This window comes from Pseudomonas sp. IT-P2 (assembly GCF_949767575.1).
Taxonomy (GTDB): Bacteria; Pseudomonadota; Gammaproteobacteria; order Pseudomonadales; family Pseudomonadaceae; genus Aquipseudomonas; species Aquipseudomonas pharyngis.
On record NZ_CATKQA010000033.1, the window covers coordinates 357,984 to 381,689 of the forward strand.

Genomic DNA, 23,706 nt, shown 5'->3' on the forward strand with positions numbered 1-23,706 from the left:
CGCATGCTGCACACAAAGCATAGTGCTTCATATAAGAAGCCGGTCTGGGAATCAGGAGTGTTGGATGGGTCAGGCAAGTAGTCACGCGGCGGGCGCCGAAGGTTCGGCCACCAAGCCGCTGAGCATGCTGGTCGCGGCGGTCGGGGTAGTTTACGGCGACATCGGCACGAGCCCGTTGTACACCCTCAAAGAAGTGTTTTCCGGCGCTTATGGCGTGCCTGTCAATCACGACGGAGTGCTCGGCATTCTGTCGCTGATTTTCTGGTCGCTGATCTGGGTCGTTTCAATCAAGTACATGATGTTCGTCCTGCGCGCCGACAACCAGGGCGAAGGCGGGATCATGGCGCTCACCGCGCTGGCCCGGCGGGCAGCGGCGGGGCGCAAGCGGTTGCGCACGTTGCTGGTGGTTTGCGGGCTGATCGGCGCGGCGCTGTTCTATGGCGACAGCATGATCACCCCGGCGATTTCCGTGCTCTCGGCCATTGAAGGTCTGGGCCTGGCCTTCGACGGCATCGATCACTGGGTGGTGCCGCTGTCGCTGGTGGTGTTGGTCGGGTTGTTTCTGATCCAGAAGCACGGAACGGCGCGGATCGGCATTCTGTTTGGGCCGATCATGGTCACTTGGTTCCTGGTCCTCGGCGCCCTCGGCGTCTACGGTATCAGCCACTACCCGGAAGTGCTGCACGCGATGAACCCGGTCTGGGCCGTGCGCTTTTTCATGGTTCATACCGGCATGGGCGTGGCGATCCTCGGCGCCGTGGTGCTGGCGCTGACCGGTGCCGAAGCGCTGTACGCCGACATGGGCCACTTCGGTCGCAAGCCGATTGCCCGTGCGTGGTTCCTGCTGGTGCTGCCGGCGCTGGTGCTGAACTACTTCGGTCAGGGCGCCTTGTTGCTGGAGAACCCGGACGCCGCGCGCAACCCGTTCTACCTGCTGGCGCCGAGCTGGGCGCTGATTCCGCTGGTCGGTCTGTCGACCCTGGCCACGGTGATCGCTTCCCAAGCGGTGATTTCCGGCGCGTTCTCCCTGACTCGTCAGGCGATCCAGCTCGGTTACATCCCGCGCATGTACATTCAGCACACCTCCAGCGACGAGCAGGGCCAGATCTACATCGGTGCCGTGAACTGGTCGCTGATGGTCGGCGTCGTGTTGCTGGTGATCGGCTTCGAATCCTCCGGCGCGCTGGCCTCGGCCTACGGCGTGGCCGTGACTGGCACCATGCTGATGACCACGATTCTGGTGTCGGCAGTCATGTTGCTGCTGTGGAAATGGCCACCGATTCTGGCGGTGCCGGTGCTGCTCGGCTTCCTGCTGGTGGACGGTCTGTACTTCGCCGCCAACGTGCCGAAAATCGTCCAGGGCGGTGCCTTCCCGGTAATCGCCGGTATCGCGCTGTTCGTGCTGATGACCACCTGGAAACGCGGCAAGCAACTGCTGGTCGAGCGCCTCGACGAAGGCGCGCTGCCGCTGCCGATCTTTATCAGCAGCATCCGCGTGCAGCCTCCACACCGCGTGCAGGGCACCGCCGTGTTCCTCACCGCCCGTTCCGACGCCGTGCCGCACGCGCTGTTGCACAACCTGCTGCACAACCAGGTGCTGCACGAGCAAGTGGTGCTGCTGACTGTCGTTTACGAAGACATCCCGCGCGTCCCGCCATCTCGCCGCTTCGAAGTCGAAGCCCACGGCGAAGGCTTCTTCCGGGTGATCCTGCACTTCGGCTTCACCGACGAACCGGACGTGCCGCAGGCGCTGAAACTGTGCCATCTGGACGACCTCGATTTCAGCCCGATGCGCACCACCTACTTCCTCAGCCGCGAAACGGTCATCGCCTCGAAACTTGAAGGCATGGCCCGTTGGCGTGAAGCGTTGTTTGCGTTCATGTTGAAGAATGCCAACGGGAACCTGCGATTCTTCAATCTGCCGCTGAACCGGGTGATTGAGTTGGGGACGCAGGTGGAGATGTAGGCCTCGTCGCAACTGAAAAGCCCCCGTCAGCTTTGCGGCTGGCGGGGGCTTTTTCGTTTTTGCGCCGTTACATGCTTTCTGGCAGCTCTGCCTCAGATTCGGTCTTCGTTCGCGCAGGTCGCGGCATCAGGGCCTTCATCACGTCGTCGACCAAGGCCTTGCCGATTATCGTCAGGTAATGCGCGGCCCAGGCGTGGCGGTCGCTTTCCTTGTCGTAGGCTGCGTCCTCGGCGAAGGATTTGGCGAGGAACAACAGGTCTGAAGCCTGGGACAGTGCTTCGACGATAGGGACGCCGGAGCGAACGTTGAGTAACGCCTGATCCGAGCTGTAGAGGAAAGAGGTGAAACCGATGGTCGTCAGGTCTGAAGGTGATGAAGGACTTTGTTTGCTCATTGTTTCGCTCCATAAAACGAGGAGCTGCCGCATTCGTTACCACACGAATGGGTGGCAGCTGTACGCAGGGTGGTAAACCGGGGGAGCAAAGAAACCGGCAGACCCGAAGGTCTCCCACGCACAGCCGCCATGACTCGAATTGCAGGCATAAAAACACCTGAGCCGTGTTTGGAATGCTGTTGCACTTTGCCTTGCCGGGTTACCACACCCGATCACTGAAATAGTCAGCGACCTCTGGAGAGTATCCCGTCGAAAAACAGCGCAACAGGGCGGCAAAGTGCCCAAACACGAGATTAGGAGTTTGCCTACAAGGTATGCGGACGTCATCTGATATTGCGACACCGGTCGGCGGAACTAAGGTGACGAGCAATTTCAGGGACAGTGGATTTTGTGTGGGCGCCACAGAAAATGAGGCCGAATAAAGGGCTTGACGATCAGATATTCTGAATGAGACAAGTGTCCACGTTTTATGGAATGTGGACACTTGGAGTTTTAGGCTTCATGAAGAGTCAAGACATTTTGCTTTTATTCAAGATGGCCAGCCTTCACGCTCAGGAGGAAAACCTCCTTGGTGTAATGGAGTCAGAGTCGAATTCGAACAGGGTTGAGGAGCTGTTGAAGCCCTATGTGGTCAGCCAAATGACCGCAGGTGGGCGGGTGGGGCAGCCATTGGTCACCTACTCCACTGACGGTGAAGATACTGTATTCCGTCGACAGGACTTCGATTCGGCCTTGAACGATGAGGCAGGGTGGGAGGGGTGGTCGGAGCCTGTGGCTGTTCCGCCCCTGGCAAGCTGGAGCGAGGGTTACTCGTTGCGTGCGTTGTCTGCTGCCCTCGGGCTAAGCAAAAGCGAGGTTTCAAATTCCATCGCCAGGTGTCGTGAGTCCGGCCTGCTCACCAATGACTATGAGACAGGGCTGGCGAAGGTTAATCGGCGGCAGCTACTAAGCATCACTGAGCACGCTCTGAAATATTTCTTTCCTGTAAAGCCCGGTGCAATGGTTCGCGGTATCCCGACGGGTTTCGCAGCACCGGCACTGTCCAAAAGCATCAAAAGTGCTGGTGGACTGATTCCGGTCTGGCCTGATGCATTTGGAACGGAGCGTGGTCAGGCGATAGAGCCGCTCTACAAGACAGTGCCGGAAGCGGTGAAGAAGGACAGGATTCTTTACCACTATCTTGCGCTTGCTGATGCGATCCGCCTTGGAGGCCCGCGAGAGTGCGGTGTCGCGGTCAACATTCTAAAAGCAGGGATGGGACTGAAATAATATGTCATCAAACGCTGATCACAACTACGAGCTTATAGAGTTTGTCGCCGAAGGCTTGGGAGAGGCGTTTCTCGCTGAGGTTGCCTTTGTCGGAGGTTGCACCACAGCCATGCTGGTAACGGATGCTGTTGTGCTGGACGACATTCGTTTCACCGATGACGTTGACCTGGTGATCGAGCTGGCAGGTATTAGCGCCTGGCAGCAGCTTACCGAACGGTTGGCAGCCAGGAATTTCAAGATTACCGGCGAGGATGAAGTCAACTGTCGTTTCCGCTTCAACGATATCGTCGTTGACGTGATGCCTTCTGATCCTGAAGTTCTCGGATACGCCAACCGCTGGTTTGTAGAGGGGTTGGCACGGGCTGATAAATTTACGTTGCCCAGCGGTACCGTCATCCAGATATTCGAACCGACCTATTTTCTTGCGACAAAACTGGAAGCCTTCAGCGGTCGGGGCGGTGGCGATCCATACCATAAAGATGTCGAAGACATCATTATCTTGATTGATGGACGTCCAGAGCTTTTAGAAGAGGTTCGGCAAGCGGAGTCCGAGCTCAAGGAGTTCATCACGACTGGGGTTCGAGCACTCAGGGGGCTCGCTGGCATCGACTATGTGATTGAAAGCTCGGGTTCGGTACAGGCCAATCCAGGAAGAGGGCAAATCATTCATGGGCGCATGAAAGAACTGGGCAGCGCATGAAATACCACGCCAGATCGGTAACGGGGCGAGCTAGGCAAACCAATCATGACTTTGCTGGAGCGCTCTGTGATGGAGAGAGCGGCGTATTTGTTATCGCAGACGGTACTTCGAGGGTTGGCAGCGGCCAGTTGGCTGAGTCCTTTGTGAAAAGTGTTTTAGCGGTCTGGTCAAAACACTTTGAACAGGGCCTCGATATCACTGAGTACGGAGCGGTTGAACAGGTACTGGTTTCTATGCTGGCCGACCTCCATCCCGTCTTGTTTGCAAGCCAGACAGGCGCCGTTTGTTATGTGGTGGGTGTCGCTGCTCATGGCAAACTCACGCTTGCGTATGAGGGTGATTGTTCTTGCGGTGTTGTGACGTCGGCAGGCGTGATCGAATGGATTACGTCGCCGCACTGTAAAGCCAATTGGAGGCGTGACCGTTCCCACTTCAAGCTGGCGCAGGATCCGGCTCGGCACCGGGTGACTCGATGCTTGAAGGTGAGTCGTCCACCGACCCCTGACTTTGTGTTTCATCCGTTGGGTTTAAGAGAGCGACTGGTGTTTGCAACCGATGGCTTTTGGGCGGAGCTAACCGAGTCGCAGCAAAGCAGCTTGTTAGAATCGCCGGATGGCAGCTGTATCGAGGTTGACGATGACATCACATGGATAGATGTTCAGTTTTAGTCTTGGCATCGATACAGGGTTTGACTGGCAGGAAGTGCTTCAAGTTTGCGTAAAAAAGCCCCCGCAACCCTAAGGTTGCGGTGGCTTTTCGTTGGTGCGCTTCAGATCACTCTTCCGCCACCTGCGCCGTGTTCTGGCGCTTCTCGATCAGATCCACAAGACGCTTGGCCAGCGCCGGGTAGTTCTCGTCGAAGTGGTGGCCGCCAGGCAGCTTCACCGCTTCGCCCACCGCGGTTTTGTCGGTGCAGCCGCTTTCATCCGTCTCTTCTTCACCGTAGATGCACACGACCTTGGCCGGTGGCAGCTTGGCCATTTCCGGGCCGGTGGCGGCTTCTTTGCCGGCGTTGCCGAGCCAGCCTTCGACTTCGATTTCGAAGCTTCCGGTGCGGGCGAAGGCCAGCAGGATGATTGCGTCGACACGTTGCTGCTCGGTTTCCGGCAGGCGGTTGTAGATGGCCGGGAGGACGTCGGCGCCGAACGAGTAGCCGGTCAGGATGAAGCGCTTGGTGCCCCATTTCTGGCGGTAGTGCTGCATCAGTTCGGTCAGGTCCAGCGCGCTCTGTTCCGGGCTCTTGTGCTGCCAGTAGTAGCGCAGGGTGTCGATGCCGACGACCGGGTAGCCGATCTTGGCCATTTCACCGGCCACGTCGCGGTCCAGATCGCGCCAGCCGCCGTCACCGGACAGGAACAGGGTCACGGTGTCCTTGGCCTGACCGGCCGGGACTTCAACCACTGGGATCTGCAGACCACCGTTGGCCTTGTCGCCGCCGACGAGGATCTTGCGCAGTTCGTTGTTCAGCACTTGCGGCAGGTTGATGTCGTAGTCGCTGATGCTGGTTTCGGCGTTCGGTTGGTCGCGCACGAAACCGGCGCTGGTGTCGTCCGGGTTGTCGTTCCACGCCACCAGCCAGTGGCCGTGGGCGGCGGCTTTTGGCAGCAGGTGAGTGCAGCCGGGTTTTTCCAGGGCCAGGTCGACCGATACGGCCTGTGCCTTGTCGTCTTTCTGTTCGGACAGCCAGCGCCACGCCAGCACCGCGCCGGGGCCGATGCCGCTGACCAGGGTCGCCGGGCCGTTCAGTTCACGCAGGCCGGCTTGCAGGGCACGGCTTTGCAGCAGGCAGTCCTTGGGCAGGATCACCTGGACGATCTGCGCCGAGGCGCTGCGGCTCAGGGTGGTCAGTTGCTTGTCACTGAGCTTCTGGTCGTCGTTGACCGCCACCAGTACCTGAGCCTTGGGCTTGGTGCCAGGGATGACCCGGGTCATGGCGGCGCCATCGGCCGGGGTGAGCTGTTCGAGGGTCGGTTCCGGTGCCGGGCGTTTGAGGTACCAGAAACCGCCACCGGCAATCGCGGCCAGCACCAGCAGTGCGACCAGGATGTACTTCAGGGAGCGTTGAATCATCAGCGTTTCACCAATCCAGTCAAGCCGCCCGCGATCAGGGCAGCAGTGTCGGCCAGCGCCACCAGCGGATCCAGTCCGGCGGGCACGGCCATATAACGGGGTTCCCAGTCAGGCTGGAACTTGTCTTTGAAGCGGCGCAAGCCTTGGAAGTTGTACAGCTGCTCACCACGGCGGAAAACCATCGAGCCCAGACGCTGGGTCAGCGGTGCCCCGCGCCGGGGTTGCAACCCCGACAGCGGCACCATGCCCAGGCTGAAGCGCGCGTATCCGTGACTCTTATAGTGTTGAATCAGACCGACCATCATGAATTCCATGGTCAGCTTAGGGGCGTCCGGGTGCGCGCGCATCAGGTCGAGACTGGCCAGGTCGTGGCTGTAGGTCTCGAGCAGGTTGGCGAACGCCACCGGACGCCCTTCGAAGCGAATCACCGCGATGCGGAAATGCTTCAGGTAATCGTCGCTGAAACGGCCGAGGGAGAAGCCTTTCTCGCGCACGTTCTTGCCGGTCAGCCAGGCATCGGAAATCACCTTGAGCTCATCCATCGGCGCCTGGCCCGGCTCATGGATCTCCAGCGACAGGCCGTCACGGGTGCCACGGTTCCAGGTGTAGCGCAGGTCCTTCATCTCCTTGCCCTTGGCTTCCAGGTCAAAGCGATGCAGATCGACCCGGGCTTCCTCGCCCAGCTTGATCGCGGTCAGACCGATGTCCATGTAGTACGGCAGGTTCTCGGCGCGAACCTGATAGAACACCGGGCGGGCGTGGTGGATGTCGCACAGGTCGCGGAATTGCCAGATCATTTCGGCCCGTTGCTGGCCGGGGCCGATCGGGTCGTACAGGGCCACCAGACTGCGGCCGCGACGGGCGTACATCAGGAAGGCTTCGTCGTTGGGATGAAACAGCAGCGCCTTGTCGCCGGTCAGGGCGAGGCCGCCGTCCGGTTGCGAGGAGGCCATCAGAATCTTCGAGGCGCGTTCCAGCTCATCGGGTGTCGGCAGATGGATCACCGGGCGAGCGGTGCGCAGCAGCCAGGTCAGGGCGATCACCAGTAGCAATACGGCGGCGCCGAGCAGCGAGCGCAGGCCGCGCGGGGCGTCGGCGTCGAGGGTGAACTGCCACCACAGTTGATGGCTGTACGGAACGTCCTGATAAGCGAACAGCAACAGCCAGGTCGAAGCACCGAGTACGCACAGGCTGGCCACCAGATACAGCGGCGAGAACGGCAGTTCGGTCAGACGGCTCGGGCGGTAGAACGAGCGACGGAACACCCCCAGCAGCGCGGCGGTGAGGGTCATCAGGGTCGCTTCTTCCCAGTCGAAACCCTTGAGCAGCGAGAGCAGGGCGCCCACCAGCAACAGAATGGTGGTCAGCATCCACGCCGCCGACAACCGGCGACGCAAGCCCTGGGCGAGCATCAGGCACAGCACGCCGATCAGGCTGGCGCCAAAGTGCGAGGCGTCGACCAGGCGGTGAGGAATCAGAAAGCCGATGTGTTCCAGACGGGTGTCGATCTCTGGCGTCGCGCCGGAAAACAGCAGCACCACGCCGGAGAGGAACACCAGCACCGCGAGAATCGGTGCCGCCAGACCGGAAGCCGCACGCATGGTCTGCGACTGAAACAGGCGCTGGCCTTCGTTGAGCAGCAACAGTACGCAGGCCACCAGCAACGGCAGCACCACATAGATCAGGCGATACAGGAGCAGGGCAGCGGCCAGTGGCGCGGCGCCAAGCTTGTCGGCGAACGCCGCGAGCAGAATCGCTTCGAAGACCCCCACGCCACCCGGAACGTGACTGAGTACGCCCGCCGCCAGCGCCAGCAGATAAACCAGCAGGAACGCACCGAAGGGCGGCGCTTCCGGCAGCAGCAGATAAAGGACGGTCGCAGCGGCGGCGACGTCGAGGGCGGTGATGACCAGTTGCAGGAACGTCAGGCGACGACCCGGCAGGCGCAGGGTGCGACGACCGGCCCGGACCAGCAGGTTGTCCGGATAAGGTTGTTCCGGCAGGCGACGGCGATAGATGCCGATGGCCAGGATCGCGCCGAGCAGCAGCACCACGCCGGCAATCGTCCCCAACAAGGTCTCGGACAACCCCAGTGCCTGCGATGCAGCAGGCAGGTTGCTCAGGGTCGCAAGAGCAGCCAGCGGCGGCAGGGCGCAGCCCAGCGACAGGCTGGCGAACAGGGTCATGTGCGCAACTTCGGAAGCGCCCAGGCCATGCCGTGCATATAAACGGTAACGCACCGAACCGCCGGACAGCATCGACAGGCCGATGGCGTTGCCGATGGCAAACGCGGTGAAGCCGCCAAGGGCCAGAACTTTCGGTGCCAGCGTCACGCGGGCGTAACGACTGGCCGACCATTCATAGCCGAGCAGAATAATGAAGCCGACGACCGTCGCACCGAGGGCGCCGAGCAGGGCCGGTTTCGGCACGTCGAGAATCGAGTCGTGCAGGGCGTCGAGATCGAGTTCGCTGAGCAAATGGCGACAGGCAATCAGCGCAATGGCGAACAACAGCAGTGTGACCGCCAGACCGATCGGCTGGCGGTATTTGCTGATCCGATCCAGCAGGCGCAGACGCTCAGGCTTGATCGGTGGGGTCGCTGTGACGGTGTCTTGTGAATCAGACGAGTTGGCGCGCATCAATCACCTCTTGGATTGTGCGCGACAGGATGGAGGTATCCAGCCAAGTAACCAATCCCTGTAGAAAAAAATAATCACAAAATACTACGCCTCTCACCGGGTATCGGCGAGGGCAGGTCTTGGATTGCAGATGCCTTGTTCGCGACTCAAGCATAGTCGCATCTCGGCGGGTCTGAAGATCCTGAACGGTTCACTGCACAGTGACAGATCATTGTTGCGAAAGGACTTTTTCCACAGATACAAAAAAGGCCACTCTTTCGAGTAGCCTTTTTTGATGTTTGGTTGCGGGAGCCGGATTTGAACCGACGACCTTCGGGTTATGAGCCCGACGAGCTACCAGACTGCTCCATCCCGCGTCTGTGTGGCGGCATTCTACAGGCGAACGGCGAGGTGTCAACCGATAATCCCGTGATGGGTCAAATAAGTGTGCAATCGCGGCAAACGGTCGCAGGGGAAGCGCTAAGTTTCGGAATCGGAACGATTTCCGCTTGGCGCGACTGGATTCAAAAAACCGACGCGCACAAAAAAGGCCAATCTTTCGATTGGCCTTTTTTGATGTTTGGTTGCGGGAGCCGGATTTGAACCGACGACCTTCGGGTTATGAGCCCGACGAGCTACCAGACTGCTCCATCCCGCGTCTGTGTGGCGGCATTCTACAGAGGAACGCCGGAGTGTCAACCTTCAATTCGGATAAAACCTGTTCAGCTTCAATTGGTTAGCGCTGACGGACGGTCTTTTTCCCGGCTGCAGGTCAGGCAGCACAAGGGTTTCAGCTCTATTGGAGGTTGCTTTTCGATTGAGAAAATAAATTCAAAGTCCGTTTCCTACAAACTGAAAAGAACATTCATACCACTGGTGCTATATACAGGTGTCAGTGAGATACTGCCGGTCCGGCTCGCCATGTTTCCTTTTCTGTCATGACTCAGCGAAAAATCATCCACGTCGACTGTGACTGTTTCTACGCCGCCATCGAGATGCGGGATGACCCGAGCCTCGCCGGCAAGCCGTTGGCGGTCGGTGGTTCGGCGGACCGGCGCGGAGTGATCGCCACCTGCAACTATGAGGCGCGGGCTTATGGGGTTCGCTCGGCGATGTCGTCCGGACATGCCTTGAAGCTGTGCCCGGACCTGACCATCGTCAAGCCACGCATGGATGCCTATCGCGAAGCGTCGAAGGAAATTCATACGATCTTCAGCGATTACACCGACCTGATCGAGCCGCTTTCCCTGGACGAAGCCTATCTCGACGTCTCGGACAGCGCGCATTTCGGCGGCAGCGCCACGCGGATCGCCCAGGACATTCGCCGCCGGGTTTCCAATCAATTGCACATCACCGTCTCCGCCGGCGTGGCGCCGAACAAGTTTCTGGCCAAGATCGCCAGCGACTGGAAAAAGCCCAACGGCTTGTTCGTGATCACCCCGGACCAGGTCGAAGACTTCGTCAGTGGCCTGCCGGTGAGCAAGCTGCACGGGGTGGGCAAGGTCACGGCCGACAAGCTGGGCAAGCTCGGTATCAGTGACTGCCTGCAATTGCGCGAGTGGGACAAGCTGGCGCTGGTGCGGGAATTCGGCAGTTTCGGCGAGCGTTTGTGGAGTCTGGCCCGTGGGATCGATGAGCGGCTGGTGCACAACGACAGTCGTCGTCAGTCAATCAGTGTGGAAAACACCTACGATGTCGATCTGCCGGATCTGCGCAGTTGCCTCGACAAACTTCCGGAACTGTTGGAAACCCTGAAAACCCGCATGGCGCGGATCGACAGCAGCTACCGGCCGGGCAAGCCGTTCGTCAAAGTGAAGTTTCACGATTTCACCCAGACCACGCTGGAGCAGGCCGGGGCAGGGCGGGATCTGGGCAGTTACCAGTTGATGCTGACGCAGGCGTTCAACCGAGGTGGCAAACCGGTGCGGCTATTGGGAGTAGGCGTGCGGCTGGAGGATTTACGCGGCGGGTTCGAACAAATGGAGCTGTTCGAGCGATAAGCGGACAAAAAAATGCCCGAAGCAGGTTCGGGCATTTTTTCAGGGGTTCAGTTCGGCCCCGGATCCGCCACCAGACGCCCCGCATCCCGGGTCAGGGACTTGAGGAATTCGGCCTGCAACTCAGGATCGTTGCGGGTCAGTTCGATCAGGCTTTGTTCCAGTTCACTGGCTTCTTCTTCCAGACCCAGTTCCGACAGACGCTTGACCCGGTGCACCCATTGGCTCACTTCGTCGTCTTCCAGATCGTCGTAGATCAGCCCGTGAGCTTCCAGCAGCTTGCCGCGCAGGTGACTGCTGATCGCCAAAGACGAGTCGGAATGCACGTCATCCTTGCCGTCTTCGACGCTGATCTGCAGTTTGCCTACATGATTGAGGTCGTTTTCGGCGAACGGGCTGTCCAGCAGGTTCAGACGCAGCACGCCGTTGCGATCGGTGGTCATGTCGAAGGTCTGCTTGCCGGCCTTGACCTGAACCGGGCGCTCGCTCCACGGCAGGCTCGAATATTCCGTGCGCTTGTCGCGCTGGACTTCGTCGATACCGGCCAGGTTCTGTTGCGCGCGACCGTTGGATTGCACGTTCATGAACGGGTTGAGCCCGGCGAAACCGTAGCTGAGCCAGTCCCGTGTCACGCTGTCGGGCAGATTGCCGAGGGCAAACACGTTGACCACGTTCGCGCCGACGCCGCCGACCACCGCGACCGCGCCCAGCGGGATCTCGTAGATCTCCCGCCATGGCTGGTAAGGCGTGTAACGGTCGTAATGGCGGGTAACCTCGAACTCGGTGACTTCGAAAGTCTTCTGTTCGTTGATCTTCACGCGCCGTTGCGGCAGCTCAAGCACCTTGGGCTCGCCGACATCGATCTGCAGGCTGTGATCGAGCAGTTTGCGCTCGACACGTTCCTCGTGCTCGCTGCGTTGTGACATGTGATTGGCACAGCCGCTGACCAGCAGGGTGCCGCACAGGGCGGCACCACCGAGGCCTAAGGTGTTTCGCTTGAACATGACGTCTCTATCTGGTTTCAGCGGCGGATACGGGCCTGAAGGAAGGACAGCACGTCGGCAACCGGCAGCGCTTGCGCCTGGCCTTCGGTACGGCTCTTGTATTCCAGGTTGCCTTCGGCGAGGCCGCGGTCGCTGACCACGATCCGGTGCGGAATGCCGATCAGCTCCATGTCCGCGAACTTGATGCCCGGGCTGGTTTTCTTGTCGCGGTCGTCCAGCAGCACTTCGAAGCCGGCCGCGGTCAGTTCCGCGTACAGCTTGTCGGTGGCTTCGCGCACCAGCTCGGTTTCATAGCGCAGTGGCACCAGAGCGATCTGGAACGGTGCCAGGGCGTCGCTCCAGATGATGCCGTTTTCGTCGTTGTTCTGCTCGATGGCGGCAGCCACCACGCGGGACACGCCGATACCGTAGCAACCCATTTCCAGGGTCACCGGCTTGCCGTTCTCGCCCAGCACTTCGCACTTCATCGCCTTGCTGTACTTGTTGCCCAGCTGGAAGATGTGCCCGACTTCGATGCCGCGCTTGATTTCCAGGGTGCCCTTGCCGTCCGGGCTCGGGTCGCCGGCCACAACGTTGCGCAGGTCGGCCACGGTCGGAACCGGCAGATCACGCTCCCAGTTCACGCCGAAGTAGTGCTTGTCGTCGATGTTGGCACCGATGGCGAAGTCGCTCATCAGCTCCACCGAACGGTCGATGATGATCGGCAGCGGCAGGTTCAGCGGGCCGAGGGAACCGGCGCCGGCGCCAATGGCGTCACGCAGTTCGGCATCGGAGGCCATGACCAGCGGGCTGGCAACGCCTGGCTGGTTGGCAGCCTTGATTTCGTTCAGCTCGTGGTCGCCGCGAATGATCAGGGCGATCAGCTTGCCTTCTTCTTCGGCGTGCACGATCAGGGTCTTGATGGTCTTTTCAATCGGCAGATTGAATTTTTCCACCAGGGCCGCGATGGTCTTGGTGTCTGGCGTATCGACCAGACGCAGCTCTTCGCTTGGCGCGGCGCGCGAGGTTTCACGCGGCACGGCTTCGGCTTTCTCGATGTTCGCCGCGTAGTCGGAACCGTTGCTGAAGACGATATCGTCTTCGCCGGACTCGGCCAGTACGTGGAATTCGTGGGAGCCGGCACCACCGATCGAGCCGTTGTCGGCTTCCACCGGACGGAATTTCAGGCCCAGGCGGGTGAAGATGTTGCAGTACGCTTCGTGCATGCGGTCATAGGTGATCTGCAGCGACGCCTGATCCGCATGGAACGAGTACGAGTCCTTCATGATGAATTCGCGACCGCGCATCAGGCCGAAGCGTGGACGGATTTCGTCACGGAATTTGGTCTGGATCTGGTACAGGTTGATCGGCAGCTGTTTGTAGCTGCTCAACTCGTTGCGCATCAGATCGGTGATCACTTCTTCGTGGGTCGGGCCCGCGCAGAAATCACGACCGTGGCGGTCTTTGATGCGCAGCAGTTCTGGGCCGTATTCTTCCCAGCGCCCCGATTCCTGCCACAGCTCGGCCGGTTGGGTGCTCGGCATCAACACTTCCAGAGAGCCGGCGGCGTCCATTTCTTCACGAACGATGGCTTCCACCTTGCGCATCACTCGCAAGCCCATCGGCAGCCAGGTGTACAGGCCCGAGGCGAGTTTGCGGATCATGCCGGCGCGCAGCATCAGCTGATGGCTGATCACGACCGCGTCGGAAGGCGTTTCTTTCTGTGTGGCGAGCAAAAATTGACTGGTGCGCATGGTTGGCCGTTGTCGGTTGCTATGACTGGAAATGACGGAGCAGTGTAACGGCGAGATCCGCCGACGTACAGAAGTGCGGCCCCGGCGGAAAACCTTCCGCCGGGTGCGAGATGTCTTACGATTCTTCCACGACGGAGGTCGGTGCAGGTTCCGGCGTCGGCGTCGGGCCTTCGCGGCGGCTTTCCTGGAACCAGTGCAGGGCGATCAGAACCAGGGTCGGAACGCCGAGCAGCGCGGTGATCAGGAAGAAGTTGTGATAACCGAACTTCTCCACCATCACCCCGGAGTAGCCGCCGATCAGGCGTGGCAGCAGGAGCATGATCGAGCTGAGCAGGGCGTACTGGGTGGCGGAGAACTTCAGGTTGGTCAGGCTCGACAGGTAGGCGACGAACGCTGAGGTGGCCAGGCCGGAGCTGAAGTTGTCGAGGGAGATCGTCACCACCAGCATCTGCAGGTTCGGGCCCATGTCGGCGAGCATCAGGAACAGCAGGTTGGTGCCCGCCGACGCGGCACCGCCGATGAACAGGATCGGCAGGATACCGAAGCGCACGATCAGCAGACCGCCCATGCCGGCGCCGACGAGGGTCATGATCAGGCCGAAGATCTTGCTGACGCTGGCGATCTGGTCCTTGGTGAAACCCTGGTCGATGTAGAACACGTTGGCCATCACGCCCATCACCGTGTCGGACATCCGATAGGTGGCGATCAGGCCGAGCAGCAGCAACGCCTGCCAGCGGTAGCGCAGGATGAAGTCGTTGACCGGTGTCAGAACCGGCGCCAGACCACGGCGCCCCATGGCCGAGAGGCACAGGCAGGTCAGCGTGGTGTAGAGAATCGCGCGCAGGAACGCCCGGTCTTCCAGCAGCAGGTCCAGCGGGCTCATGTCGCCAAACAGCACGCTGGCGAAATCGGTGTTGTAGAGCTGGGTGAACATGGCCGGTACGGAGACCAGCAAAATGATCAGCACGAACACCGACATCAACTGATGCATGAAGGTGTAACGCCCCGCCTGCAACTGGGTGCGCAACGGCACCGGCGGCTCGCGCATCAGCAGGGTGGTGAGCAGGGCAGGCACCATCAGGGCACCGAACAGCACGTAGGTGCCGGTCCAGGCCGAATGCTGGTACTTGAAGCCTGTAGAGCCGAAGCCCTCGGCGAAGAACAGCGCACCCGCGGTCGCGAGCAGGGCGGCGATCCGATAGCCGGACATATAGCTGGCGGCCAGCGCGGCCTGACGGCTGTCTTCGGCGATTTCCAGGCGATAGGCGTCGACCGCGATATCCTGGGTGGCGGAAGCGAACGCCACGACCACCGCGATGGCGATCAGCCAGGACAGGTGTTTCTGCGGGTCGCAAAAACCCATACCGATCAGGCCGAGGATTACCAGCGTCTGTGAGAGCACCAGCCACGAACGACGGCGCCCAAGCTTGCCCAGCAGCGGCAGGCGCCACTGGTCGAGCAGGGGCGACCAGACCCATTTGAAGGCGTAGGCCAGACCGATCAGGCTGGCGTAGCCGATCGTCTCACGGGCCACACCGGCTTCACGCAGCCAGACCGAAAGTGTCGAGAACACCAGCATGTACGGCAGGCCGGCGGCGAAACCCAGCAACAACAGCACGAGCGTCGAAGGACTGGCATAGGCGGCGAGCGCGGCGCGCCAGGTTTTACGGGGCATGGGCTGAAGTCTGCCTCAAGATTGCGAAAACAAAGCGCGCACTCTAACCGCTGTGCTCTACCGGACGCCAGCCATGGCGCCGAATATCCACACGATTGTTCAGGACGGTGATGCCTTCCATGCGCAATCGTGCCCGCTGTTCGTCCCCGGACGGGCTGCCCGCCGGCAGGCTGATCCGACCGCCGGCGCCGAGTACGCGGTGCCAGGGCAGTCTGGTGTCGCCGGGCAATTGGCTCAGGGTCCGGCCGACCCAGCGGGCGGCGCGCCCCAACCCCGCCAGTTCGGCCAACTGACCATAGCTGACGACTTTGCCCTCAGGCACTTGGGCGAGGGTGGAATAGAGTGCCGTGCGTCGGATTTGCGGATCGTTTTCGCAGGCATGCATCGGGTCTGTCACGTGCGCGGTTCCTGAACTTGATCGCGTTATGTGCTTAAGCGTAATCGGTGGATGGGCAATTGAGAAATGAACTCAACAGAATTAGCCGGGTCACTCCTTGTCAGGGAATTATTCCTACGGATAATGCCGACCCTTTTTTCGCAAACTTGAGTCTTCGATTCGCTTATGTTGTCCAGAACCCTGCTGTGCCTTGCTGTCTTCAGTGCGTCCACACCCTTGCTTGCCGACACCGTCTGGTTGAAGAACGGTGACAAGCTGAGCGGTAAAATCACGCTGTTCGACGGCGGCAAGTTGCTGGTCCAGACCCAGTACGCCGGGGCCGTTACCATCGACTGGAAGCAGGTCAAGACCCTGGAGAGCGATCAGGAACTGCTGGTCAAGCAGGACGCCTACAACGGCGAGAAGGCCAAGTCCCTGAGTGCTGCCGAAGAGGGCAAGGTCACCCTGGCCAACGGCGAGGCGCCGAAAACCGTGGAGCTGGCGAGCATTCAGCAGATTCTCAAGCCGAAACCGGTGGTCGAGGATCTGGTGTGGAAGGGCAACGTCGATCTGGCGCTCGACTACCAGCGCGCCGAGAAAGATACCGACGACTACGATGTCGGCTTCAAGACCACTGCTCGTCACGGCCGCTGGCGCCATATCGCCGAGGGCGAATACAACCGCGAAGTGCAAGACGACGTGACCACCACCGATAACTGGCGCGCCGAGTACTCGCTCGACCGCTTCCTCACTGATCAATGGTTCTGGCAGGGGCGGTTGAACTACAAGCGCGATCACATCGAAGAGCTGGCGCGCCAGCGCGTGGTGGGTACCGGCCCGGGTTACCAGTTCTGGGATGACGAACTGGGAGCGTTCTCCCTGGGTTCGCTGCTCAACCGAACCGATTACGAGTACCGCGATGGCAGCAAGGACAACTTCTATTCGGTCGCCATGAAGTGGGACTACAACCGCTACCTGATCGGCAAGAAGGTCGAGTTCTTCACCAATGGCGAAGTCGGCAAGCCGCTGTCCGGCGTGGCCGACTATGCACTGGATGCGGAAATGGGCCTGCGCTACAAGGTCACCGACTGGGCCTCGCTCAACCTCAAGGCCGAACGCGACATCATCAGCGGCACCGAGGATGCGGACCTGAGCAAGACCCGCTACACCGCCGGCTTCGGCGTGGCCTGGTAAGCAACGCAAAATATCGCAGCCTTCACGGGCTGCGATATTTTTTTGCGCCCGGAAAAACAGACGCCCACAAAAAAGCCCCGCTTTTGAGGGCGGGGCCTTTTTCTAAAGAAGCTACAAGTTAGATAACTTGTACTTCTTCAGCTTGCATGCCTTTCTGACCGCGGGTAGCGATGAAAGAAACCTGTTGGCCTTCTTTCAGGCTTTTGAAGCCGTCGGATTGGATAGCTTTGAAGTGAACGAACAGGTCGTCACCGGATTGTGGAGTGATGAAGCCGAAGCCTTTTTCATCGTTGAACCACTTAACGGTACCGGTTTGGCGATTAGACATGGTGTAACTCCTTGAACAAAGATAACTGCGACTCAGGAAGAACCCTGGCCGAGACTGAGTGCAAAGAGCAGGAAAAATTCTTGTAGATGGTTGGATCGAAATTCAACATATCGTGTAGAGATTCTCAGTGACACAAGCAGCACAGTGGCGCCACCTTAACCCTTTTTCCGGAACGTGCCAATGCTTCTTGCGAAGGTTTCTCTGTTTTAGGGATCGACGGTGTGACGGTTCGTCGCGAAGCCGCGTAAATCCCGCACGTTCGGCGAGAATTGCACCCCGCACTTTGAACCCGGCGGCGCGCCCGGTAAGATGCCGGACAGATTTTTTCCACCTCGCTATTCAGGACACCCGCCATGAGCATCAAATCGGACAAGTGGATTCGCCGCATGGCGCAGGAACACGGCATGATCGAGCCGTTCGTCGAGCGCCAGGTACGTGGCAGCGACGACAGCCGTGTGATCTCCTACGGTGTGTCGAGCTACGGCTACGATGTGCGTTGCACCAATCATTTCAAGGTGTTCACCAACATCAATTCGGCCATCGTCGATCCGAAGAATTTCGACGCCGGCAGCTTTGTCGACGTCCACAGCGACGTCTGCATCATCCCGCCAAACTCCTTCGCCCTGGCCACGACCGTTGAATACTTCCGTATTCCGCGCAACGTCCTGACCATCTGCCTGGGCAAGAGCACCTACGCCCGCTGCGGCATCATCGTCAACGTCACCCCGCTCGAGCCGGAGTGGGAAGGCCAGGTGACCCTGGAATTCTCCAACACCACCAACCTGCCGGCGAAGATCTACGCCAACGAAGGTGTGGCGCAGATGCTGTTCCTGGAATCCGATGAGGAATGTGAAGTCTCCTACAAGGACCGTGCCGGCAAGTATCAGGGCCAGCGTGGCGTGACCCTGCCGCGTACCTGATCCGTCCATCCGGCAGTTACCGGGAATTCTTCGGCGGGTAGACACTCTATGAGGTGTACTGCCCGTTTCGCGAACAGCGGGACGGGCCTTCGCCGAGGAGTGCTCCATGAAGATCGATCCGCAAATCACTGCCGAACTGGCAAGGCTCGAGCCCAATCAGGTTGGCGTAATGGCCTGGTCGTTGTTGGCACACCCCCCCATCACCACGGCCGGCGGAATCCCTCACCAGCCCGATCCCGATACCCCCAACGAAGAACCGACAGAGCCCGGCGAACCTACGTTGCCGGATAAACCGCCACCCGCGCCCGTCGCCTGATTGAACGTATGGCCCGTCGGCTGAATCCTGAACAGGACGTCAGCCGACGGGCCATATTTCGTTGTCGCCAATGACAAAGATCCGACAGCTGTCTTCCTTCTCCACGGGATAACCGCCGGTGAAGGCGCCAAACGCCGGCAGCAGGCTGATGCGTTCCCCCAGCCTGAAACACGCCAGCCGCAAACGCTGGCGCCCCTTGCCGATCAATCGATAAACCGGGTGTACGTGCCCTGCGAGGACATGCCGTTCAGGGTGCGGATCCGGCTCGTGCTGCAGCGAGAAGGGACCCAGCAGCATGGGCTCCGGCACCACCCGGATGTTCAGCGCTACCGGTGGATCGCCCGCGCGCTTGTCGTGATTGCCGCGAATCAGTGTCATCGGCAGATCGGCATGACGCGCCCGCCACTGCGCCAGCGCCTGCAAGGTGCCGGGTGCATGGGAGCCGGGTCCGTGCAGGAAATCCCCCAGAAAAATCAGTTGCCGACATGGCAGCTTTGCCAGCAACTGCTCGATCACGGCGATATTGCTCGTCGTAGTGCCCTGCGGCACCGGCTGCCCCAGGCGACGATAAGCGGCCGCTTTGCCGAAATGCACATCGGCAATCAGCAGCGTCTGCTGCGCCGGCCAGTACAGCGCCTTTTCCGGCAGCAACCAGAGGTCTTCGCCCGCCAGACGCACGGGGTAGGGCGCGTTCATCAGGATTGGCCCTTATCGGCGGTGTTCTCCAGATCGCCGACCATACGCCGGATGCGGTCAGCGAGTTTTTCCGAGCTCATGCTTTCGCGCATGCGTTCCACCAGCAATGGAAAGCCGAGCGGTGTCGGACGTTTGATCAAGTGCATATCGAGTTCCATCCGGTTGATTCGCTCCAGTGTCTGCTCCAGCCGACGAATATCCAGTTCTTCCCGCAGGACTTCTTCCCCAGCCTGGGCCAGCAGCAGATTGTCGGCGTCGTATTGTTTGAACACCTCGAAGAACAGCCCGCTGGAGGCCTGGACCTGACGGGTACTTTTCGGCGCGCCGGGGTAGCCAGCGAACACCAGTCCGGCAATCCGCGCGATTTCCCGAAACCTGCGCAGCGCCAGTTCGCCCGCGTTGAGGCTGGCCAGCACATCCCTCAACAAACCCTCGGGACCGAGCAGGGCGCCATCCAGTTGCACAGACCAGTCAACGGGCGTGGCGCTGAGCAGTTCCAGCCCGTAATCGTTGACCGCAATCGAGAAGGTCACAGGCACGCGCTGACTGACCCGCCACGCCAGCAGGCTGGCCAGCCCCAGATGCACCTGACGTCCGGCAAACGGATAGAGGAAAAGGTGCCAGCCTTCGCGGGATTTCAGCACTTCGGCCAGCAGATTGTTGACGGTCGGCAGGCCCGACCAGCGCATTTGCGTTTCCAGTAACGGGCGCAAGGCCTGCATTTCCGGGCCGGCGAATTCACCTTGTGCCGCCGCGCTGAAACGGGTGACCACCGCTTCGGCCAATTCATTGGAGAGCGGCATGCGTCCACCATTCCAGCGCGGTACGGCGGCTTTTTTCGCCGTGCTGCGTTTGACGTAGGCGGTCATGTTTTCCACCCGCACCAGTTCCAGCAAGCGCCCGGCGAACAGAAAACCATCACCGGGTTTGAGGCGTGCGATAAAGCCTTCTTCAACGCTGCCCAGTTGTTTGCCGCCACCGCCCTTGCTCCAGAACTTCAGATGAATGCTGGCATCGCTGACGATGGTGCCGATGCTCATCCGATGGCGGCGCGCCAGGCGGGCATCGGGGACGCGCCAGATCCCGTGTTCATCCGGCTCGACCCGGCGGTAATCCGGATACGCCGTCAGCGACATCCCGCCGTGACGCACGAACGCCAGCGCCCAGGCCCAGTCCGCGAGCGTCAGGTCACGATAGGCCCAGGCACCACGGACTTCTTCGTACAGCTCATCGGGAACAAAGCCACCGCCCAGGGCCATGCTGACCAGATGTTGCACCAGCACATCCAGCGGTTTGTGCGGTGACAGTCGCGGTTCGATCCGCCGCTGTGCCACGGCATCGCCAGCGGCCGCAGCTTCGATCAGCTCCAGGCTGTGGGTCGGCACCAGGGTGACCCGCGACGTTCGACCGGGCGCATGCCCCGAACGTCCGGCACGCTGCATCAGCCGCGCCACGCCTTTGGCCGAGCCAATCTGCAGCACCCGCTCCACGGGCAGGAAATCCACCCCCAGATCCAGACTTGAAGTGCAGACCACGGCTTTGAGCTGGCCATTCTTCAGCGCTTGCTCGACCCAGTCGCGAGTGTCCCGGGACAGCGAGCTGTGGTGCAGGGCGATCAATCCGGCCCAGTCCGGCCGCGCTTCCAGCAAGGCCTGGTACCAGATTTCCGACTGCGCCCGGGTGTTGGTGAACACCAGGCTGCTGGCGCAGACGTCCAGTTCGGCGACCACCTGCGGCAACATCTTCAAGCCGATATGCCCGGCCCAGGGAAAACGCTCGATGGCCGGTGGGAGCAAGGTATCGACCTTGAGCGACTTTTCGCTTTGCCCCTGAATACTGACGCCACCGCCCTGTGGGATCAGCACCTGTTCGGCGTGGGACTGATTGCCGAGCGTCGCGGAAACGCCCCAGACGATCAGCCCCGGCTGCCAGCGCCGCAGGCGGGCGAGGGCCAGTTGCAATTGCACGCCGCGCTTGTTGCCGAGCAATTCGTGCCACTCGTCCACCACGACCATGCGTAGCGTCGACAGCGCCGTTTGCGCGTCGGCACGGGCGAGCATCAGGGTCAGGCTTTCCGGGGTGGTGATCAACGTGGTGGGCAGGCGCCGGTTCTGCCGGGCGCGTTCGCTGCTGCCGGTGTCGCCGGTGCGCAGGCCGACGCTCCAGGGGATCTGCAGATCGTCCAGCGGCGCTTGCAGGGCGCGCGCGGTGTCGGCGGCCAGCGCCCGCATTGGGGTGATCCACAAGACAGTCAGCGGTTCGGCGGGCGGTTTGCGTTTACGGGTGGTTTCAGCAACAGGCCCGGAGCGGGCAAAGCGATTGAGCGCGGCAAACCACACCGCGTAGGTTTTACCGGCGCCGGTGCTGGCATGCAGCAGGCCGGATTCGCCACGTTTGACCGCGGCCCACACCTGTTTCTGAAAGGCGAACGGCTTCCAGTCGCGGGCGCTGAACCAGTGTTTGGCGAAGTCGGTGGAGGTGCCCATGCCGGCGACGTGTGCTCTGAAGATGTTCCTTCAATGACCGCGCCGACCGGGCAATAGTTTTACTTGAGATTGCCGCTGAGAAATTGCTTCAGGCGTTCGCTCTTCGGATTGCCCAGCACTTCTTCCGGCGCGCCTTCCTCCTCCACCAGCCCTTGATGCAGGAACAGCACCTGGCTCGACACCTTGCGGGCAAAGCTCATTTCGTGGGTGACCATGATCATGGTCCGACCTTCTTCGGCCAGGCCCTGAATCACCTTGAGCACTTCGCCGACCAGCTCCGGATCGAGCGCCGAGGTCGGTTCGTCGAACAGCATGACTTCCGGCTCCATCGCCAAGGCTCGGGCAATCGCCACCCGTTGCTGCTGGCCGCCGGAGAGGAACGCCGGATACTGATCGGCCACCCGTGCCGGCAGACCGACCTTTTCCAGATAACGCCGGGCGCGGTCGTCGGCTTCCTGTTTGCTGCAGCCCAGCACCCGGCGCGGGGCCATGGTGATGTTTTCCAGCACGGTCATGTGGCTCCACAGGTTGAAGTGCTGGAACACCATCGCCAGCCGTGTGCGCAGGCGTTGCAGTTCATCGGCGTCGGCGACGTGCATGCCGTGGCGGTCGGTGACCATGCGGATCGCCTGGCCATCGAGGCTCATCGCGCCGTCGTTGGGTTGTTCGAGAAAGTTGATGCAGCGCAAAAAGGTGCTTTTGCCCGAGCCGCTGGCGCCGATCAGGCTGATCACATCGCCGGTCCTGGCCTTGAGCGAGACGCCTTTGAGCACCTGATGGTCGCCATAGCTTTTGTGCAGGCCTTCAACGGTCAATTTGTACATGGGACAGACATCCTCAAGGCGAAAGTAGATAGCCGCTGCGATAGGCTTCGGCGCCCGCGACGTGGGCGATCACCATCCCGGCGGTGGCCATGCGCCGCAGCGAGCGGGCATAGAGCAGACCGGAAGCGGTGCAATGGACTGGCGTGACCCGGTCACTGATCGGGTCGATGATTTCGGCGATTTTCTGCCCGGCTTCCAGCCACTGGCCGGGCGTGGCGCTGTACACCAGCAGCCCGCCGACAGGAGTGGCCACCGGTTCCACACCGGCCAGCGGTGTGGCGGGATGTGGCAGGGCCGGCAAGGCTTTGGGTTCGCCGACGATGGCGCCGAAATGGATCAGGTAATCGATCAGCGCCTGGCAGTCGCGACTGGCCAGCGGATGGGTGACATCCCCCTGACCGCGCAACTCGACGGTGACCGAGAAACTGCCCAGTGGAATCTCGAAGTGGTCGCCGAAGCGCTCCTTCAATTGCCACCACAGCAGGGTGAAGCACTCGTCGAACGACTGGCCGCCGGAGTCGGTGGCCAACAGGCTCGCCTGGGATTCGATATAGCGCGCCAGCGGCTCGACCTGCGACCAGGCCTCGGGCGTGGTGTAGAGGTGAACCACGGATTCGAAATCGCAATGCAGGTCGAGCACCATGTCCGCATCGCAGGCCAGCCGTTGCAGGGTCAGGCGCTGGGATTGCAGTTGGGTGCTGGCGGTCTGGCGGGCGAGGGCATTGCGCAGGCTGGCGCGGATCAGCTCAAGGTTGCGCTGCGGGTCGTCGCACAGCTGTGTTTCGATCTCGTTGCCGATTTCTTCGCTGAGGTCGACGAACCAGCGGTTGAAGTTCTGCCCGCTCTCCAGTTCGTAGCGGCCCAGCGGCACATCCATCAGCACCTGTTCGAGGCCGACCGGGTTGGCTACCGGCACCAGCACGATTTCGCTGCGCAGGCGGCCGGCGGCTTCCAGCTCCGCCAGACGCTGCTTGAGGTGCCAGGCCACGAGCATGCCGGGCAGTTCGTCGGCGTGCAGCGAGGACTGAATGTAGATCTTGCCCTGGGCCTTGTCCGGGCCGAAATGAAAGCTGTGGATCTGTCGAGCGGTCCCCGGCAGCGGGGCCAGCAGGTCGTGTATCTGATGACGCATCTCTAAAG

20 protein-coding genes and 2 tRNA genes are annotated in these 23,706 nt (G+C 60.8%); 8 read left to right on the plus strand and 14 right to left on the minus strand.

The annotated features are described in order from the left end of the window. The first annotated feature begins 124 nt into the window (after positions 1-124). Entirely contained in the window at positions 125-1,966 is a 1,842-nt protein-coding gene (locus tag ACM6JM_RS17800; RefSeq protein WP_414882349.1) for a potassium transporter Kup, read from the plus strand. Positions 1,967-2,033: 67 nt separating this feature from the next. On the opposite strand, the gene ACM6JM_RS17805 is transcribed toward ACM6JM_RS17800, so the two are convergent. After that, entirely contained in the window at positions 2,034-2,360 is a 327-nt protein-coding gene (locus tag ACM6JM_RS17805) for a DUF3077 domain-containing protein (RefSeq protein ID WP_064593889.1), read from the minus strand. Between the two features lie 501 nt (positions 2,361-2,861). Between ACM6JM_RS17805 and ACM6JM_RS17810 the strand changes: the two genes are divergently transcribed. Genes ACM6JM_RS17810 through ACM6JM_RS17820 form a run of 3 tightly spaced genes read left to right on the plus strand, consistent with a single transcriptional unit; the run spans position 2,862 to position 4,997 of the window. Next, on the plus strand, positions 2,862-3,629 hold the full coding sequence (locus ACM6JM_RS17810) for a MarR family transcriptional regulator (protein WP_103386565.1): 768 nt from the start codon (positions 2,862-2,864) through the stop codon (positions 3,627-3,629). Position 3,630: 1 nt separating this feature from the next. Next, positions 3,631-4,329 (plus strand): hypothetical protein, encoded by a 699-nt coding sequence (locus tag ACM6JM_RS17815; protein WP_414882271.1) that lies wholly within the window; start codon positions 3,631-3,633, stop codon positions 4,327-4,329. Then, positions 4,326-4,997 carry a PP2C family protein-serine/threonine phosphatase gene (locus ACM6JM_RS17820; RefSeq protein WP_414882272.1) on the plus strand — a complete coding sequence of 224 codons (672 nt, stop codon included), beginning with the start codon at positions 4,326-4,328 and terminating at the stop codon, positions 4,995-4,997. The genes ACM6JM_RS17815 and ACM6JM_RS17820 overlap by 4 nt, the downstream gene beginning before the upstream one ends. Positions 4,998-5,103: 106 nt before the next feature. Here the strand turns inward: ACM6JM_RS17820 and ACM6JM_RS17825 are convergent, their stop codons facing one another. The 4 genes from ACM6JM_RS17825 to ACM6JM_RS17840 all read right to left on the minus strand — a co-directional run bounded on the left by ACM6JM_RS17825 (position 5,104) and on the right by ACM6JM_RS17840 (position 9,675). Beyond that, entirely contained in the window at positions 5,104-6,399 is a 1,296-nt protein-coding gene (locus ACM6JM_RS17825) for a virulence factor family protein (protein ID WP_074691372.1), read from the minus strand. Continuing rightward, entirely contained in the window at positions 6,399-9,038 is a 2,640-nt protein-coding gene (gene mprF / locus ACM6JM_RS17830; RefSeq protein ID WP_074691373.1) for a bifunctional lysylphosphatidylglycerol flippase/synthetase MprF, read from the minus strand. Before mprF ends, ACM6JM_RS17825 begins: the two co-directional genes overlap by 1 nt. Before the next feature lie 279 nt (positions 9,039-9,317). Then, positions 9,318-9,394 (minus strand) — tRNA-Met (locus tag ACM6JM_RS17835). Between the two features lie 204 nt (positions 9,395-9,598). Beyond that, a tRNA-Met gene (locus ACM6JM_RS17840) sits at positions 9,599-9,675 on the minus strand. A 280-nt stretch (positions 9,676-9,955) separates the two neighbouring features. Here ACM6JM_RS17840 and dinB point away from each other — a divergent pair. Continuing rightward, positions 9,956-11,017, plus strand: a complete 1,062-nt coding sequence (gene dinB, locus ACM6JM_RS17845; protein WP_039771321.1) for a DNA polymerase IV — start codon at positions 9,956-9,958, stop codon at positions 11,015-11,017. A 47-nt stretch (positions 11,018-11,064) separates the two neighbouring features. Here the strand turns inward: dinB and ACM6JM_RS17850 are convergent, their stop codons facing one another. The 4 genes from ACM6JM_RS17850 to ACM6JM_RS17865 all read right to left on the minus strand — a co-directional run bounded on the left by ACM6JM_RS17850 (position 11,065) and on the right by ACM6JM_RS17865 (position 15,811). Next, a complete protein-coding gene (locus ACM6JM_RS17850; RefSeq protein WP_039771323.1) occupies positions 11,065-12,018 on the minus strand; it encodes a hypothetical protein in 954 nt (317 codons plus the stop codon). Positions 12,019-12,035: 17 nt separating this feature from the next. After that, entirely contained in the window at positions 12,036-13,751 is a 1,716-nt protein-coding gene (locus ACM6JM_RS17855) for a proline--tRNA ligase (protein WP_039771325.1), read from the minus strand. Positions 13,752-13,866: 115 nt separating this feature from the next. Continuing rightward, the gene (locus ACM6JM_RS17860; RefSeq protein ID WP_011332760.1) at positions 13,867-15,426 is read right to left on the minus strand and encodes an AmpG family muropeptide MFS transporter; all 1,560 of its coding nucleotides are present in this window, start codon (positions 15,424-15,426) and stop codon (positions 13,867-13,869) included. Between the two features lie 43 nt (positions 15,427-15,469). After that, positions 15,470-15,811 carry an MGMT family protein gene (locus ACM6JM_RS17865; RefSeq protein ID WP_414882351.1) on the minus strand — a complete coding sequence of 114 codons (342 nt, stop codon included), beginning with the start codon at positions 15,809-15,811 and terminating at the stop codon, positions 15,470-15,472. 177 nt (positions 15,812-15,988) lie between these two features. On the opposite strand from ACM6JM_RS17865, the gene ACM6JM_RS17870 reads away from it, so the two are divergent. Next, positions 15,989-16,996, plus strand: a complete 1,008-nt coding sequence (locus ACM6JM_RS17870) for a DUF481 domain-containing protein (protein WP_039771327.1) — start codon at positions 15,989-15,991, stop codon at positions 16,994-16,996. A gap of 118 nt (positions 16,997-17,114) precedes the next feature. Here the strand turns inward: ACM6JM_RS17870 and ACM6JM_RS17875 are convergent, their stop codons facing one another. Then, a complete protein-coding gene (locus ACM6JM_RS17875) occupies positions 17,115-17,324 on the minus strand; it encodes a cold-shock protein (protein ID WP_002554837.1) in 210 nt (69 codons plus the stop codon). 353 nt (positions 17,325-17,677) lie between these two features. Between ACM6JM_RS17875 and dcd the strand changes: the two genes are divergently transcribed. After that, positions 17,678-18,244, plus strand: coding sequence for a dCTP deaminase (gene dcd / locus ACM6JM_RS17880; protein ID WP_007954988.1), 567 nt, complete (start codon positions 17,678-17,680; stop codon positions 18,242-18,244). A 106-nt stretch (positions 18,245-18,350) separates the two neighbouring features. After that, positions 18,351-18,560, plus strand: coding sequence for a hypothetical protein (locus tag ACM6JM_RS17885; RefSeq protein WP_011332763.1), 210 nt, complete (start codon positions 18,351-18,353; stop codon positions 18,558-18,560). A 39-nt stretch (positions 18,561-18,599) separates the two neighbouring features. Here ACM6JM_RS17885 and pdeM read toward each other — a convergent pair whose 3' ends face one another. The 4 genes from pdeM to ACM6JM_RS17905 are packed head-to-tail and all read right to left on the minus strand — an operon-like array spanning position 18,600 to position 23,698. Continuing rightward, on the minus strand, positions 18,600-19,256 hold the full coding sequence (pdeM, locus tag ACM6JM_RS17890) for a ligase-associated DNA damage response endonuclease PdeM (RefSeq protein WP_103386522.1): 657 nt from the start codon (positions 19,254-19,256) through the stop codon (positions 18,600-18,602). After that, positions 19,256-21,742, minus strand: coding sequence for a ligase-associated DNA damage response DEXH box helicase (locus ACM6JM_RS17895; RefSeq protein ID WP_414882273.1), 2,487 nt, complete (start codon positions 21,740-21,742; stop codon positions 19,256-19,258). Before ACM6JM_RS17895 ends, pdeM begins: the two co-directional genes overlap by 1 nt. 59 nt (positions 21,743-21,801) lie before the next feature. After that, entirely contained in the window at positions 21,802-22,566 is a 765-nt protein-coding gene (locus ACM6JM_RS17900; protein WP_039771333.1) for an ABC transporter ATP-binding protein, read from the minus strand. A gap of 13 nt (positions 22,567-22,579) precedes the next feature. Next, positions 22,580-23,698, minus strand: a complete 1,119-nt coding sequence (locus tag ACM6JM_RS17905) for a succinylglutamate desuccinylase/aspartoacylase family protein (RefSeq protein WP_414882274.1) — start codon at positions 23,696-23,698, stop codon at positions 22,580-22,582. Between the last annotated feature and the right edge of the window lie 8 nt (positions 23,699-23,706).